The organism is Arthrobacter paludis (assembly GCF_056782315.1).
Genome location: NZ_JBXAEW010000010.1, coordinates 109,961 through 124,955 on the forward strand (window position 1 = coordinate 109,961; position 14,995 = coordinate 124,955).

Genomic DNA, 14,995 nt, shown 5'->3' on the forward strand with positions numbered 1-14,995 from the left:
GCGCGCATGGGATGGACGTACTGGTCGGTGGAGACCCACACGGGGACGAAGCTCGCACCGCTCCCCGTGCGGATGCAGGGCAACGTGATGCGCGGCCTGAACCTGGCCGACGACCCCGCCCAGGCCAGCGTCTCGGCCATCGACCCTGACTGGGCCAAGGCCGACTTGGACGACCTGACGACCGAGATGAACCGCCTCGTCGTCATGTGCCTTGACGACCAGCCGCTGCACGCGTGGCAGATCGAGCGCCGCCGGTACAGCGAGGCCGCGAAGTCCTGGGACCTGGAGCTGCGCCCCATCGGCGAGATCCTCGACGGGCGTGCCCTGATCGGGCCGGCCTCGACATACCCGTCCCAGTCCTACTACAAGTTCGGCCCCGCCTCGTTCTCGGCCATCGCGGACCGTGTGGTGCGCCAGGTCGCGGAGAACAACGCCGAGGTCTGGGACGACCTTCCGATCCTCTACCCTCCGTTCATCTCCGGAACCGAGGAGATGCGCTACTACGGATACAACGCGTTGACCGTCCTCGACGCCCTCGAGGAGCTGACGGAAATGTCCGGGGGCCCGGACCTGGACTTCCGGCCCGTCTGGAACGCCGGCAAGTTCGCGTGGCAGATGGACGCCCACCCGTCCCTGAACTACGGGGCCCAGATCGACCTGCATGTCGGGGGCGGAGGAGCAACGGATGTCCTGTACGAGCGGGACGGCAAGACCCTCGCGACCCGGGCCCACGTGTTCGGGGAGGGCACCGGACGGGCCACGATCAGCGCCTCGGCCACGGTGGGAGCCGGGCAGTCCTACGCGACCAACGAACAGATCCACACCGGCAAGCGGACCAAGAAACTTGCCCACGTCCAGGGGTTCGCGGCCCGCATCGTCGACCGGTACGGGGCGCCCTCCGAGTGGGTCTCCGCGTCCATTCTGCGCGACGGGACGCCCGGCCTGTCTGATCTGAAACTCGGCATGAAGGTCGTCCTCCAGACACCGAAGGACGACCCCGCCCTGAAGGGGCGCAGGATCACGACCCGGTTGGCTGGATACAGCTTCGCGCAGAACTCACGGAAGGTCGGCCTCGACCTCCTCGTCCCCTAAGGAGGTACTCGCCAGTGGCACGGATCCCGCTGCAGCCCCACCGTCGCAATCCCCTGGCCATGGCCCGCGCCGCGGACCGCAAGGCCCGCCGGGACCTGCTGCACGCCTCCGACCTGCAGAACGCCTCGGTCACGATCGACGACCCCGCGAACCCGGGCACGGACCTGGACGTCGGGATCCCGGAGATGGCGGTCCGGCAGGTCGAGCACGACGCGACGATGGTGGAGCTGGATTCCCGGCTGGGCACGGCGGAGGGCAACATCACCACCGCGCAGGGGCGCCTGGACACGGCGGAGTCGGACCTGGACGCCGCGTTCGGGCAGATCACGACCGCCCAGAACACGGCGAACGCCGCGCAGACGGCGGCCAGCAACGCGCAGACCACCGCGGACACTGCCGTGACCGACGCGGCCGCTGCGCAGGCCCTCGCGGACGCCCTGGCGGCGAAGGCGGAGAACCTGGTCCTGAACGGGTCCGCGGAGCTGGGCGACACGTCCCACTGGCCGGCCATGGTGCAGCTGGCCATGGACCAGACCCCGTCCGGGTTCCCAGGCGCGTTCAAGGTCGGCTCCTCGTCGACCGCCATCCCGGAGCACCTGGACCGGATCACCGTCGACCCGGCGAACACGTACCGGATGACGGCCCTGATCAAGGGGACGGCCGGGGTCCGCCAGTACCTGGTGGTCAACCAGTACGACGTCGACGGGCTCGTGGTCAGCCACCAGATGGCCAACCGGACCGCGGGGTCCGAGACCACCCTCGCCGCCGCACTGAACCCCGGGGACACCACTATCAGCCTGACCGACGGCGCCGGCTGGGCCAGCGGGGTCCTCTGCTGGATCGGGGCGTTCCCGTACGCCACGACGACGGGGCCCGTCTACCAGGCCTCCGACGGGTACACGCGGACGCTCGGCACCCTGTACTCGGGCTCCAACTACCCGACCGTGTCCGGGAACACCGTCACCCTGCCCATGCCCTACGCGGGTCCCGCCCTTCCGGCCGGGCAGCAGGTCGCCCAGATGCGGGCCGGCGGCTCCTACCTCTACCCGACCAACCGGCTCGCGACCGGCGGCTGGGACACGCTCACCGGGACCACGGATCCCGGCGTCTCGTCCGGGATCTTCGGGCAGGAGGCCAGGCACCTGCGCCCGGGCTGCGCGAAGGTCTCGGTCTCGTTCCTGCTCAACTACCAGGGCACGACGGCGACCACCTACTTCACGGGCGTCCGGCTGGTGAACGTGAACGCCGAGCAGGCCGCCGCCGATGCCCAGGCCGCGGCCGACGCCGCGCAGACGGACGCCACCCAGGCGCTCGCGGACGCCGCCGCGGCGCAGACCGCGGCCGGGAACGCCCAATCGACGGCGGACCAGGCCCTCACGAGCGCCAACGGGAAGACGAAGGTCTACCGGGACACGCTCGCCCCCTCCGGCGCCGGCACGGCTATCGGCGACGTGTGGTGGCGGTACAAGGACACGACCTGGACGCAGCTGACCGGGCAGTGGTTCTGGAACGGGACCACCTGGGACGCGACGAAGCTCTCCCACGAGACCATCGCGTCCCTCGACGTGGGGTCCCTCGTCGTGATCGGCCAGTCCACGCTCTCCGACGTCGTGGCCGAGCACATCGCGGCCCGGTCCGGGCAGTTCATCAGCCTCGACGTCGAGCAGCTGACCGCCACCGGGACGTCGACGATCGCCACGGCGGTGATCGACGAGCTGTGGGCGGACTTCGCGGCGTTCAAGACCGTCGTCGCCGGGATGCTCGACGCAGCGGGGATCTGGGCGGACACGGCCTGGTTGGGCACGTTCGAGTCCTCGCAGGCGAAGTTCCGGTCCGTGAACGGGACCCGCGAGCTCACGATCAACAAGGACGGGCTCGTCGTCACCGACGTCCTGGCCGACGGCTCCACCGAGGAGCTCGTGAAGATCACGGCCGCGGAGATCGAGCGGCTCACGATCAAGAACACCGTCGACGACGGCGGGGACGTCACGATCGACAACGCCGGCGGGCTCTCGGCCGCGACCGTGAACGCCGGGTCCCTGCTCGTCGACGGCACCGACGTGATGGGCCAGCTGAACCGGCAGTGGGAGCTCGTGGCCCGCGGCCGCCGGGACTCCTCCACGGGCGTCCGGGCCTCGACGTCCTCTTCGCACAACCAGCCGGTCTACCGGCTCGAGTACGAGGTCGAGCCCGGCTGGGAGTACGTCGTGAAGTTCACGGGCTGCAAAGCCACCAGCGGGGGCGTGAACACTCGCGCCCGCTGGAGGATCGCCGCCACCACCGACGGGACCCTGGCCACGACCAGCGCCACCATCCGGCAGGAGGCAATCTCCGGGGCCCGTCCCTCCGCGGTGAACGAGCTGCCGTCCGTGGACCTCCAGTGGTCCCTCCCGAACCAGACCCAGCGCACCGTCTCCGCCCTGCTCTACTACTCCGCCTACGGGGGCGTGGACCCGGTCGCCCTGGATGTCTGGGGAGACACCCCTCTCGAGGTCGAGGTCGTGCGCCGGCCCCTCATCGGGGTCTCCGGGTACGGCGGCTACGTCGGGTCCACTTCGGCCGGTTCGACCGAGGAGACCCCGACGGCGGCGCCGATGAAGGTCACCCAGACCTGGTCGGCGACCGGCTGCAACTCGTGGCGCAACGGGGCCGCCTACGGAGGCGGCACCTGGATGTACCAGGGGTACACCCCCTACGACGCCGCGGGCGGCATCAAGACCAGCCACTGCGTATTCGGGGCAGGGTCCCGCGGCCAATCCATCCCCACCGCGATGGGGGCGGCCACCGAGATCGTAAAGCTCGAGGTCTACCTGTACTTCGAGCACTGGTACGCGGGCGCCGGCGGCACGGCGAACCTCTACCGGCACGGGTCCACGGCCGTCGGCTCCTACCCGGGCGGGACGTTCATGAAGTCCGTCGGGTGGAAGCGCGGGCAGGGCAAGTGGGTGGAGATCACCGACAGCGCCTCCATCTCCGCGTTCCTGGCCGGCAGCTTCCAGGGCTTCACCCTCTCCACAGGGTCCACGTCCTCCGAGTTCTACGGGTACGCCCGCGGCACCGGGAGCCTGAGGCCGAAGATCCGATGCACGTACATGACCACCGCCTAACAGGAAGGGGCAAGCGCATGGACACCGGACTCATCAAGGTCCGCCACGCATTCGACGACCAGGACCTCCAGGACAGGGTCGCCGGTGCGCAGCTCGTCTACGTCACCCAGAACGCCGCCAACCACCCGCCGGGTTCCCCCGAGCGTGCCCTGTGCGACCAGGTCCGCTCGAACCCGACGCAGGCGATCCAGGAGTTCGTCACCGAGGCGGTCCTGAACCCGACCATCCAGTCCGCGATCGCGTATAGGGAGCAGGACTCGTCCACGGATTCGTCCCTGGTGCTCGACCAGGACCTCTCGTTCGTCATCGGCGACCGCTGGCCCGCCGTCGCGGCCCGCCTCATCGACCCGACAACGGTCCCGCCCGCCGGGTAGAGCAGCCCGACAGCCATCACAGCCGCGGTGATTCCCGCGGCTGGCACCCGACCCCCGGAAGGCCCGACTGCCCTCGCCGACCGGGGCCTTCCGCGTACCCACACCCGTACCGCCGCTCCCGCCGTTCCCCGGGGCCGGCCCGCACGAATTGGAGGAGCCGGAGTGTGGAGCCTGCAACTGCCGGAGCGATCACGTCCCTTCTGCCGCAGCTCGGCATCGCCGGAATCGGCTTGCTGCTCATCGGTGGTCTCGGGTTCTGGTGGCTCCGCGCCAGCAAGGACCTGCGCGAGGAGAAGGAAGGCGTCATCGGCCGCCAGAACGAGAGGATTCGGGAGCTCAAGACCGAGCTCGTGGACATGGCGGCCGAGCGGGACAAGTACCGCGAGGCCTACTACGCGGCGAAGTACCCGGGATCCGGGGTTGACCCATTCGACGAGCAGGAGGCGCATTCCGAATGACGCAGCGTGAGATGCAGCTCGAGCGGAAGCGCCGGGTACTCGGCATCGTTTTCGCCGCGGTCCTCCTGGCCGCCCTCGTCGGTGTGTACGCGTTCGGGGTCTTCCAGGGCCGCCGGGCGGACGTCGCCGCGTCCAACGCCAACGCGCTCGCCCAGCAGGTCCAGGCGATCTGCGAGAAGGACGGCGGGAAGGTCATGGTCGAGGACCGGGACCTCTGCGTGAAGGCCAACCGCGTCATCGCGGCGCCCGCGGACCCGATCCCCGGGCCGCCTGGACCGCCAGGTCCGCAGGGCGAAACCGGGCCCCGCGGCGTCCAGGGTCCGCCCGGGCCTCCCGGCCCGGAGGGACCAGAGGGAGACCAAGGACCGGCAGGCCCGGACGGTCCGGCGGGGCCCGAGGGCGAGCCCGGCCCGGCAGGCGCAGACGGGGAACCCGGAGAGCCTGGCGAGACCGGTCCGCAGGGAGAACCGGGAGACGCCGGCCCGCAGGGCGAGCGCGGTCCAGTCGGACCGAGCGGTCCTGCCGGGCCCGAAGGCCCCCCGGGAGCCGATGGCAGCGACGGCGCAGCCGGTCCCCCAGGCCCCCCAGGCCCAGCGGGTCCCGCCGGCCCGGCGGGGCCGGCAGGGACCGACGGCGCCGACGGCCGCGGCATCGTCTCCATCCAGTGCGTCGGCACGGGCGACACGTCCCATTGGGAGGTCACCTACACGGACGGCACGACGGAGACCAGCGACGGCCCGTGCCGCCTCGACACCATCCCCGGTAACGCGCCGGCAGACCCCCTAGCAGGAGGCACCACGCCATGAGCCAGACCCCCGACGAGACCCCGAACGACCTCGGCTGGGACCGGGCCCGGGACGGGTTCATGATCGACCACGCTGCAGCCGACGACGAATGCGCGGCCCTGCTGCGCGATCCGACCGACGACGAGCTGAGGGAGGACCGCTGATGGCGCGCCTGCTGAATCTGCCCTGGGCGCTCCAGCTCTGGGGCCTGCCGGTCAAAGTCGTCGACGGGTGGGAGACCAGCGGATCGGACCACATCTACGCGTACGGGCATCTCGCCCACTGGACGGCCGGACCGCAGTCCGGCGACATGCCCTCGCTCGCGGTCTGCGTGCTGGGCCGCCCAGGCCTGCCGCCACCGCTCTGCCAGGACTTCCTGCCCCGCGGCCTCACCCCGGCAACGCAGAACGTTTACGTCGTCTCAAGCGGGCGGGCGAACCACGCCGGCCGCGGCGACTACCGGGGCGCCGACGGCAACACCGACGTCACCGGCACCGAGGTCGAGTGGTCCGGACGGCCCGGCGAGCTGACCGCCTGGCAGCGGTACGCGTGGCCGCGGATCAACGCCGCCCACCACACCCTCGGCCAGAAGTGGGTGGCCGGCCACGACGAGTACGCGGTCCCCCGCGGCCGCAAGATCGACATCGGCGGCGAGATCGAGTGGCTGCGCGCCGAGACCGCCCGCCTGATCAGCATCGGCCCCGAGGCCGCCCGGCGCGAGAAGTTCGGCGCCACCATCATCCCCGCAGCAGACGCCATCACGGATCCGGAGGAGCTCACCGTGGCAGACATCAGCAAGATCCTGGAGCAGTTCAAGAACCTTCCGACCAAGGCCGACGTCCAGCAGATGATCAACGACCGCATTAACGCGGGCGTGGTCATCGACTTGAAGAACACCGCCGCCTGGTGGAAGTCCCACGTCACGGGCGAGCAGATGAACATCCGGCTGTCCCAGCTACTCCAGAACATGGATCTGCGCACGCAGCGGAACCAGCGGGACAACCAGATCGTCAAGGCCCTCGTCCGGCTGCTGATCGCCGAGCAGGGGAAGACGGCCGAGCAGGTCGCGGCCCTGTACGCCGCGGCGGAGAAGGAGGCCGACGCCGCGGTGGGCGAGCTCGCGGCCGCCGAGGAGGCCGACCGCACCCTGCCCCCGGAGGTGGCGTAGCCGTGGGCAAACACGAGGCAACCGTGGCCACCCGGGAGCCGGTGGCCATCCGCACGCTCGTCACGGCGGCGGTGGCGGCCGTCCTGCACGCCCTGGTCGTCACCGGGGTCCTCCCCCTCGCTCCGGAGGCGGAGAACGCTGTCGTCCTCGCCGTCGACGCCGTCGCCGCCCTGGTGATCGTGTTCATGGTCCGGCCGGCCGTGACCCCGGTGAAGGCTCCGGCCATCCCAGGATCCGTGGTCCTGCACGAACAGGAGGCCTCCGAGCTGTACGAGTCCCAGCAGGAGCTACAGCGTCGCAAGGACGCCGCTATGAAGCGTCCCGGCGACGACGGCTACACCGTCCCCACAGGCTGACCCTTCCCCGGGGTCCGCATCGCCGTGGGTGCGTCACGACCGCGGCACCGCCGGCCGCCCGGAGCCTGCAGCTCCCCGGGCGGCTGGCACAACCTCCCCACCTTGTATCGGTCCCCACAAGGTGGGGATACACCCTGGATTGGTCCGGCCATAGGCTGGGTCCACCCGGGGAACAGGTAGCGCCCCCACTCTCCTTCAGGAGGGTGGGGGCGCTTTCCTCTCGTTTCAATCCGCTATTGCGCGGTTCCATGTGTAGGCATAGTCTCAGAGTCCGCACCGGGGGGATGCGGCGAGGGCTGTCTCACCTCGGTCCAGGGTGGGGCGGTCTCATCGCACCTCCGCCATCGGCAGAAGACAGCGAAACGCCCCCACCTTCAAACGCGAAGGTGGGGGTGTTTTCGTGCGCGAATCGGTTCTTCGGCCTAGGGTCTGTTAGTCTGCCTGCTGCCACCCTTGGTGGCGTCGGCCGTCGGCGGCATCCCCCAACCTCGCCGCCCGAGCGACCCCCAACTCGCACGGCCGACGGCGCCCCACGTTCCCCCGAACCGGTGGGGCGCCCCCCAATTTCGAAGCGATGCAGCTGGGATGGGTCTTGGTGGACGGCCGCTCAATGTTTAGTTGGGGTCCGTCGGGTAAACCCGGTGATGCTCGTCGTACCAGATGACATGGAAGTAGGCGCCCTCGCGGACACCCCATAGACGTTTGGCACCGGACAGACGGAAGCGAAATAGGGTATCGGGAGCGTCCTCCCCCAAATGCTTCCGAAGGCGATCCTGAGCCACTTTCGGGAGAACGCTGACGTCCATCTGATGATGCTTCTTATGCTGGCGGGTCCGTGAAGATGTCCGCTCAGCCTCGATCTGCCGCCACGTCTTACCACTCATGTCCGCAAGGAAGTTGAGGACTTCCTTCCAGATTCCGGAGTGCGGTCCCCACTGCCATTCGCAGTCGAGCGCAGGTCCGGCGTCCAGGTCAATGTGGTTTGCGCTGAAACGAAACGGCGAAGACTCGTACCTCGTTGCCGCCTCGAAGGAAGGCTCTTCGGGAACAACTTTCGGGCGCTTCTTCGGGACTGCCCGTTCCGGGAACCGACCCTTCTTTCCCCCGCCCATGCCTAAGCGGACGCGGCCAAGGCCGAGAAGTACTCCTGCATCACGTCTTGGGTAATCGGGGTCGTCGAACGTGCGCCCACATTCAGGCCCTCCCGCGCTTCGAGCCATGGTCGCTCGCTGTGCGTCATGTCCGAGAGTTGTTGGCCGGTGAGCATGCCGTAGTGATCAACAACCGCATCTACGGTTTCCTTCTCAGCTTCGGTCAGCGCCTGGGGGTCACCGACGCCGTCAGGGAGGGCATCAATGACGAAGCGGCCCCGGTGCTGATCGAAGAGGTCGTACACGACCGGACCGTTGGCCCATGCCTGAATCTGCTCTGGAAAAAGCGGGCGCTCGTCCCAAGCCAGCGACCACCCCTGTGAGTAGTAGCAGAGCTTCTGGAGCTTCATTGTGCTGATTGGGGTCTCAAACTTGGACAAGATATAAGCCGCTACGTCGTGCACGGTCGCCATTTCGATCCCCCTACAGTTTGAGTACCACGCGTTGTCAACAGTGTTATCCACAGGCGCTGTGGATAGTCTAATCGTTTCGCCTTTCCAATTGGAAATCCAGGCCCGGGCGCGTTTCAGCGGGAAAATACCCCCGCTCCAGATTCGCGGATTCGCCGGCGCGCACCGTTCTCAATGCGGGCGGGGTCTGGCGTGTCGCCGTCGTCGTAGCCCAACCTGTCAGCATGGAACAAATCGACCCCGACGACTGCCAGATCACGATGCGCGACGACGTGCTGAGGATCGTCCACGACGGCCGCGTCTACGAGGCCGTCGTCCCTCCCCCGCCGCCCGTGGGTGGGCGTTGATGGGATCAACTCGAATCCTGCCGCCAGCGCTCGGCGCTCCGTCGCACTCCGCACCGTTCCGCACTGGTCGCTAACGGGTCGGAGGGTCTAACCGCCGCCAAGTAGTTTTCAAGTCCCCCCTCGCGCACAGACGGCCCCCGACCGGAGAGATCCGGTCGGGGGCCTTTTGCTTGCCCCGACGCTGTCGGCGGCGCACCGCCGTCGGATCAGACGGCGACCCCGGACCGAACGCCGGCACCCCAGGCTGCGGGCCAAACCTTTTCCCAAGAAACGGCCTAGCCCGGCCGACACGCCACCGGTACCGTAATGAACGGATGACCGGAACGTGTTCCGCGTCACTTGGGGGGACAGCGCAGTGACACCAGGGGGAACAATGCGCCGCATCGACCATCCGCCGAGCCAGGCGGGCACCACAACATCCCATGCCTTCCGGTGGATGGCTTCGGCCTCGGCCGTCGCATTGCTGATTGCCGCCGCGCCCGTTTCGGCGACGACCACCCTGCAGACCGCCCAGCCGGACCGCCCCGCGGTCGCTGGCGGATCCGGAGGTGCCGGCGTGTTGGCGCCCGCCGTGGTGTCGCCGGGTCCCGGGGCCCCGCTGCTTCCGGGCGTCGCCCTGCCCGCCCTGCACCAGGACGACGGCGCCGCGGGGTCGGCCTGGAAGCGGGTCGCCCTGAACAACCCGGGCGCCGGGGGCGCCGACGCCGTCGACCCGAACCGGCTGGGCCTTTCGAGCGCACCGGCGCCGGAGGCGCTGCCCCTGGGCCTGCGCCTGATCCATCCCGTCCCGCCGACGCGCCTGACGAGCCTGTTCGGCTGGCGGGACAATCCCACGGGTCCGGGCCGGCAGCACCACATCGGCCAGGACTACGCCATCCCGTGCGGCTCCCCCGTGCATGCGTCCGCCGCCGGCACGGTCGTGCAGTCCGCCTGGGCGGGCCATTCCGGCTACCGCGTGACGATCGACCACGGCAACGGCGTGCGCACGGCCTACAGCCACAACTCCGTGCTGCTCCTGGACGTGGGCACCCGCGTCGCGCAGGGCCAGGTCATCGCCCTGGCGGGCACGACCGGCAACTCCACCGGCTGCCACGTGCACTTCGAGGTGCATCTGAACGGCCAGTGGGTGGACCCGGCCCGCTACCTGCCGCGCGTGCCCGGCCAAGGCGGGGGCGTGGACTACGCCATCGGCATGGGCGGCGGCTACGGCGGCGGTTCGGGCGGGGATCCCGGGCGCGTGGACCCGCCGGAGTCCGAGCGCCCCGAACGCAGCGACGGGGGCACGGAGCGCGCGGAGCGCCAGCTGGTCGCGGCCGCCTCGGCGACCCCCACCCCCACGTCCCGGTCGTACGCCGGGACCGCCGAACGGTCCGCGGACTCCTCGCCCGAGCCGGAGCCTTCGCCGGCCCCGAAGCCGAGCCCGTCGCCCTCGCCGACCACGACCCCGTCGCCCGCTGCCACCCCGTCGCCGTCCACGACCCCGTCGCCGTCGCCGACGCCCAAGGCAACGCCCACACCCACACCCACGCCCGATCCCACACCGACGTCAACGCCCACGCCGGATCCCACACCGACGCAGACGGAGACGCAGACTCCCAAGCCAGCGCCCGATCCGACCCCGACGCCCAAGCCGACGTCCGATCCGACCCCGACGCAGACGGGGACGGAGACGGGGACGCCGCCTCCCAAGCCAACGCCCGATCCCACCCCGACGCCCAAACCGACACCCGATCCGACCCCGACGCAGACGGAAGCGCCAACGGTCGATCCGACGGCCGAGCCCACGAAAACCACTCCCGCCCCCGCGGAGTCGTCGGTCGCACCGCCGCCCGCCTCCGGGGCGTCGGCCGGCACCGGCGAACCGACCGGCGAGGCCCAGGCCTCGGCGGACAACACCTCCGCGGCGCCGACCACCGAGGCGCAGGCCGCGGAGGCGACGGCCGCGGAGGCGGCATCCACCGTGGCCGCCCTTGACGTCGACGCCGACGGGATTCTCAACGAGATCGACCCGGACGTGGACGGCGACGGCACGGACAACGCCGCGGACGACGACGTCGACGGGGACGGAACGCTGAACGCGGCCGACCCCGATGCGGACGGCGACGGCGTTGCCTCCGCGGTCGACGACACGCCCCTCGGCGTCTAGGACCGCACCCGAGGAAGCCCCACGGGGCGTCCCCGGGTGGCCGTTCCTCACCCGGCGGGACTAAGGTTCAACTGTTCGAACCGGCCCCCTGGGCACCCGAGGAAGCGATGCCAGCACCTGATGACCCCCTGCCGCCCGCCGCGGCGCAGGCGGACGGCCCCGGCCCCGAGCCGCGCCCGCTACGCGTGGCGATGCTCTCGCTGCACACCTCGCCCCTGGCCCAGCCCGGGTCCGGCGACGCCGGCGGCATGAACGTGTACGTGCGCGAACTGGCGGCCGCGCTGCGGACCGGCGGCCACGCCGTCGACATCTTCACTCGGGCCGTGGACACCGACGGCACCGTGGTGCTGGACGACGGCGTCGTCGTCCACCACATCGACGCCGGCCCGCGGGGGGTCCTTCCCAAGGAGCGCCTGCCCGAGCACCTGCCGGAGGCCGCCTCCGCCATCGACGCCTGCTGCGCCGGCCGCTTCGACCTGATCCATAGCCACTACTGGATGTCCGGCCTCGCCGGCCTGGAGCTGGCCCGGCGCTGGTCCGTGCCGCTCGTGCACACCATGCACACCATGGGCCGGGTGAAGTCCCGCGACGACGCCGCGGCCCAGGAGCCCGGCAACCGGCTCGAGGCGGAGACGATGCTCGCCGCGTCCGCGACCCGGCTGACGGCGAACACGCGCACGGAGGCGGCGGAACTCGTCGGGCTCTACGGCGCGCCCGCGGACCGCATCGACGTCGTCCCGCCGGGGGCGGACCTGCGCGTGTTCCGCCCCGCCGGCGCCGCCCGCTGGCTGGAGGGCCGGCCCGCCCGCGGCGCCGCGAACGGACGCCCGCTGCGCCTGCTGTTTGCGGGGCGGATCCAGCGCCTGAAGGGTCCACAGATCCTGGTCCGGGCCCTGGGCGTGCTTCGGGACCGCGGCGGCCCGCCCGTCGAGCTGGCCGTGCTCGGTTCCCGCAGCGGTGCGGCCACCCTCGACCTGGCGGGGCTGGCCCGCGAACACGGCGTGGGCGACGCGGTCCATGTGCTTCCGCCCGTGCCGGCCCGGGAACTCGCGGCCTGGTTCCGGGGCGCCGACGCCGTGGCCGTCCCCTCCTACAGCGAGTCGTTCGGCCTGGTCGCCCTCGAGGCCCAGGCGTGCGGGACCCCCGTGCTCGCCCACAACGTCGGCGGGTTGCGCCACGCCGTCGCGGACGGCCGCACCGGCAGGCTCGTCTCCGGCACGGACCCGGCGCTGTGGGCGGACGCCATCGCCGCCCTCGCCGCCACCCCGGACCTCCAGGCGGCCTGGGGCGCGGCGGCGGCCGAGCACGCCCGCGGCTTCAGCTGGCAGCGCACCGCGGAGCGGGCCGCCGCCAGCTACGACCGCGCCCTCGGCTAGGGCCGGTCCCCGCCCCGCTGCTCCACGCTCCCGGCAAAGTGCACCCGGCCACGGGCGGCGTTCCACCCGGTGAACCGGGTGGCCCCGTCCGCGGGTTCGACGGCGAAGTCGACCCGCGCCGGCAGCGTCACCGGGGCCTTGAAGCCGATCGACCAGTCGTACCCGCCCTCCCGAGGGGCCGTGGCGGCCAGCGCCCGGCCCGCAAGGTACATCCCGTGCGCGATGGCCCGTTTCAGCCCCAGGACCTTCGCCGGGAGCGCGCCCAGGTGGATGGGGTTGTAGTCCCCGAGCACGGCGGCGTATTCGCGGCCCGTGTCCGCCGGCAGCCGCCAGCGCGCGGTCCGGGCCGCGGGGACGGCCTCCGGCTCCCGTTCCGGGCGGTCGGGCCGCGGCCCGTCCCAGACGTCCCGGGCCAGGTACGTCGACACGCCCCGCCAGACGGTCTCCCCGGCGACGGCCGCCTCGGAGACGACGTCGACCCGCGTGCCGGCGTGGTGCGGGGCCAGTTTCTCGGCCCACGCCGTGAGCTCCAGTCGCTCCCCCACACCGATGGGACGGCGGTGTTCGACGGCGTTGGCCAGGTGCAGCATGCCCAGCAGGGGCAGCGGGAACCCCGGGGCGGCCATCACCGAGACCGCGACCGGGAAGGCCATGCCGTGGACGAAGACGCTCGGGAGCGTGTCGCGCAGCGCGTCGCCCATGAGCCGCTGGTAGCCCGCCAACCGGTACGGGTCCACGGCGACTCCGGTGACCCGGTGGGCAACCTCCGGCAACTCCAGGTGGGCCGGCTGGCCCCTGAGGGCCAGCGAGGCGGCGTGCCGGCCTGCGGCGCGCGCGTAGATTCCGGCGAGCCCCGGGACCGCGGGAAGGTCGACCGTGCGGCGGCTCATGCGCCCACCAGCGACTGTCCGCAGACCCGCAGGGTCCGCCCGTTGATGCCGCCCGCCGCCGGGGAGGCGAGGAACGCCACCGCCTCGGCCACGTCCACGGGCAGGCCACCCTGCATGAGCGACGGCAGCAGCAACCGGGCGACGGCGCGCGTGGGCGCGGGGATCCGCGCCGTCATGTCCGTCTCGATGAACCCGGGGGCCACGGCGTTGATGGCGCCCCCGGCGGCCGCGGCGGGCTCGGCGCTCGCGGCGACCATGCCGATGACCCCGGCCTTCGACGCGGCGTAGTTGGTCTGGCCGCGGTTGCCGGCGATGCCGCTGGTCGAGGCGAGGCACACGATGCGCGGCGCGCCGCCTTCCGCGGATAGGAACGCGCGGTTCATGCGCAGCTGCGACTCCAGGTTCACGGCCATGACGGAATCCCACCGCGCCGCGTCCATGTTCGCCAGGAGCTTGTCGCGGGTGATCCCGGCGTTGTGCACGACGATGTCGAGCGAGCCGTGGCGCTCCGCCGCGTGGGCTGCGATCGCCTCCCCGGCGTCCGGGCGGGTCACGTCCAGCTGCAGCGCGGTGCCGCGGACGGAGTTCGCCACGGCGGAGAGCGCGTCCCCGGCGGCCGGCATGTCCACGGCGACCACGCGGGCGCCGTCCCGGGAGAGCGTGCGGGCGATGGCTGCGCCGATCCCCCGTGCCGCGCCGGTGACCACGGCCGTCTGGCCCTCCAGGGGACGGTCCCAGTCGGAGGGGATCCCGCCGCCGTCGGAGTCGACGGCCAGGAACTGTCCGTCGACGTAGGCGCTGCGGCCCGAGAGCAGGAAGCGCAGGGCCCCCGCGGCCGAGGGGGCGTCGGCCCCGGTCCCGTCAGCCAGCACGATTCCGTTGCCCGTGGCCCCGCCGCGCAGCTCGCGGGCGAGGGAACGCAGCAGGCCCTCGACCCCCTGGCGCGCGGCTGCGGTCTCGGGATCCGGGGCCCCGGAGGCGGGCCGGGACACGGTGACGACCCGGCCTCCGGGTGCCAGCTGGCGCAGCGCGCACCCGGTCTCCAGGGCCGGGCCGGAGAGGTCGGCGGGGGCGGCCACGGAGTCGAGCGCGACGACGATGGCCCCGAGCCGCTCACCGTCCGGACTGGTGCGGCGGACGTCCAGACCCCAGCCGAGCAGCGTCTCGGACAGGTGGTGGGCCGCCTCCCCGGCACCGAGGAGCAGGACCGGCCCGGGCACCAGCGGACCGCCGGGGGTGTACCGCCGCAGCGCGGCGGGCCGGGGAAGTCCGAGCGCCTTGGCCAGCTGGGCGGTCGCGCCCGTGTTGACGAGCTTCAGGTAGGTGTCGGCCACG

14 protein-coding genes are annotated in these 14,995 nt (G+C 71.6%); 11 read left to right on the forward strand and 3 right to left on the reverse strand.

Annotation, left to right across the window (positions count from 1 at the left end):
- Window positions 1-6 precede the first annotated feature (6 nt).
- The 8 genes from AC1Q5D_RS10255 to AC1Q5D_RS10290 all read left to right on the forward strand — a co-directional run bounded on the left by AC1Q5D_RS10255 (window position 7) and on the right by AC1Q5D_RS10290 (window position 7,340).
- Entirely contained in the window at window positions 7-1,092 is a 1,086-nt protein-coding gene (locus tag AC1Q5D_RS10255) for a hypothetical protein (RefSeq protein ID WP_481738496.1), read from the forward strand.
- Window positions 1,093-1,106: 14 nt separating this feature from the next.
- Window positions 1,107-4,199 (forward strand): hypothetical protein, encoded by a 3,093-nt coding sequence (locus AC1Q5D_RS10260; protein ID WP_481738497.1) that lies wholly within the window; start codon window positions 1,107-1,109, stop codon window positions 4,197-4,199.
- Between the two features lie 17 nt (window positions 4,200-4,216).
- Window positions 4,217-4,573, forward strand: coding sequence for a hypothetical protein (locus AC1Q5D_RS10265; protein ID WP_481738498.1), 357 nt, complete (start codon window positions 4,217-4,219; stop codon window positions 4,571-4,573).
- 164 nt (window positions 4,574-4,737) lie between these two features.
- Window positions 4,738-5,031 (forward strand): hypothetical protein, encoded by a 294-nt coding sequence (locus AC1Q5D_RS10270; RefSeq protein WP_481738499.1) that lies wholly within the window; start codon window positions 4,738-4,740, stop codon window positions 5,029-5,031.
- Complete coding sequence (locus AC1Q5D_RS10275; protein WP_481738500.1) at window positions 5,028-5,837, forward strand: hypothetical protein; 810 nt, start codon at window positions 5,028-5,030, stop codon at window positions 5,835-5,837. The genes AC1Q5D_RS10270 and AC1Q5D_RS10275 overlap by 4 nt, the downstream gene beginning before the upstream one ends.
- Window positions 5,834-5,980 carry a hypothetical protein gene (locus tag AC1Q5D_RS10280; protein ID WP_481738501.1) on the forward strand — a complete coding sequence of 49 codons (147 nt, stop codon included), beginning with the start codon at window positions 5,834-5,836 and terminating at the stop codon, window positions 5,978-5,980. Before AC1Q5D_RS10275 ends, AC1Q5D_RS10280 begins: the two co-directional genes overlap by 4 nt.
- Window positions 5,980-6,984, forward strand: coding sequence for a hypothetical protein (locus AC1Q5D_RS10285; RefSeq protein ID WP_481738502.1), 1,005 nt, complete (start codon window positions 5,980-5,982; stop codon window positions 6,982-6,984). Before AC1Q5D_RS10280 ends, AC1Q5D_RS10285 begins: the two co-directional genes overlap by 1 nt.
- Window positions 6,985-6,986: 2 nt before the next feature.
- Window positions 6,987-7,340 carry a hypothetical protein gene (locus tag AC1Q5D_RS10290; RefSeq protein ID WP_481738503.1) on the forward strand — a complete coding sequence of 118 codons (354 nt, stop codon included), beginning with the start codon at window positions 6,987-6,989 and terminating at the stop codon, window positions 7,338-7,340.
- 1,114 nt (window positions 7,341-8,454) lie between these two features.
- Here the strand turns inward: AC1Q5D_RS10290 and AC1Q5D_RS10295 are convergent.
- Window positions 8,455-8,904, reverse strand: coding sequence for a Panacea domain-containing protein (locus AC1Q5D_RS10295; RefSeq protein ID WP_481738504.1), 450 nt, complete (start codon window positions 8,902-8,904; stop codon window positions 8,455-8,457).
- A 221-nt stretch (window positions 8,905-9,125) separates the two neighbouring features.
- Between AC1Q5D_RS10295 and AC1Q5D_RS10300 the strand changes: the two genes are divergently transcribed.
- From AC1Q5D_RS10300 to AC1Q5D_RS10310, 3 genes are all read left to right on the forward strand, one after another.
- A complete protein-coding gene (locus AC1Q5D_RS10300; RefSeq protein ID WP_481738505.1) occupies window positions 9,126-9,248 on the forward strand; it encodes a hypothetical protein in 123 nt (40 codons plus the stop codon).
- Window positions 9,249-9,804: 556 nt separating this feature from the next.
- Window positions 9,805-11,394 carry a M23 family metallopeptidase gene (locus AC1Q5D_RS10305; RefSeq protein ID WP_481738506.1) on the forward strand — a complete coding sequence of 530 codons (1,590 nt, stop codon included), beginning with the start codon at window positions 9,805-9,807 and terminating at the stop codon, window positions 11,392-11,394.
- A 107-nt stretch (window positions 11,395-11,501) separates the two neighbouring features.
- Entirely contained in the window at window positions 11,502-12,770 is a 1,269-nt protein-coding gene (locus AC1Q5D_RS10310) for a glycosyltransferase (RefSeq protein ID WP_481738507.1), read from the forward strand.
- Here the strand turns inward: AC1Q5D_RS10310 and AC1Q5D_RS10315 are convergent.
- Together AC1Q5D_RS10315 and AC1Q5D_RS10320 are read right to left on the reverse strand one after the other, a co-directional pair.
- Window positions 12,767-13,660, reverse strand: a complete 894-nt coding sequence (locus AC1Q5D_RS10315) for a MaoC/PaaZ C-terminal domain-containing protein (RefSeq protein WP_481738508.1) — start codon at window positions 13,658-13,660, stop codon at window positions 12,767-12,769. The two genes, AC1Q5D_RS10310 and AC1Q5D_RS10315, sit on opposite strands and share 4 nt — an antisense overlap.
- Window positions 13,657-14,994: a 3-oxoacyl-ACP reductase gene (locus AC1Q5D_RS10320; protein WP_481738509.1), complete on the reverse strand. Its 1,338-nt coding sequence runs from the start codon at window positions 14,992-14,994 to the stop codon at window positions 13,657-13,659. Before AC1Q5D_RS10320 ends, AC1Q5D_RS10315 begins: the two co-directional genes overlap by 4 nt.
- Window position 14,995: the final 1 nt, after the last annotated feature.

Bases quoted from the DNA above. Each gene is read 5' to 3' on its own strand.
- AC1Q5D_RS10255 (WP_481738496.1), top strand. From the start codon at position 7: ATGGGATGGACGTACTGGTCGGTGGAGACCCACACGGGGACGAAGCTC.
- AC1Q5D_RS10265 (WP_481738498.1), top strand. From the start codon at position 4,217: ATGGACACCGGACTCATCAAGGTCCGCCACGCATTCGACGACCAGGAC.
- AC1Q5D_RS10275 (WP_481738500.1), top strand. From the start codon at position 5,028: ATGACGCAGCGTGAGATGCAGCTCGAGCGGAAGCGCCGGGTACTCGGC.
- AC1Q5D_RS10280 (WP_481738501.1), top strand. From the start codon at position 5,834: ATGAGCCAGACCCCCGACGAGACCCCGAACGACCTCGGCTGGGACCGG.
- AC1Q5D_RS10285 (WP_481738502.1), top strand. From the start codon at position 5,980: ATGGCGCGCCTGCTGAATCTGCCCTGGGCGCTCCAGCTCTGGGGCCTG.
- AC1Q5D_RS10295 (WP_481738504.1), bottom strand. From the start codon at position 8,904: ATGGCGACCGTGCACGACGTAGCGGCTTATATCTTGTCCAAGTTTGAG.
- AC1Q5D_RS10300 (WP_481738505.1), top strand. From the start codon at position 9,126: ATGGAACAAATCGACCCCGACGACTGCCAGATCACGATGCGCGACGAC.
- AC1Q5D_RS10310 (WP_481738507.1), top strand. From the start codon at position 11,502: ATGCCAGCACCTGATGACCCCCTGCCGCCCGCCGCGGCGCAGGCGGAC.
- AC1Q5D_RS10315 (WP_481738508.1), bottom strand. From the start codon at position 13,660: ATGAGCCGCCGCACGGTCGACCTTCCCGCGGTCCCGGGGCTCGCCGGA.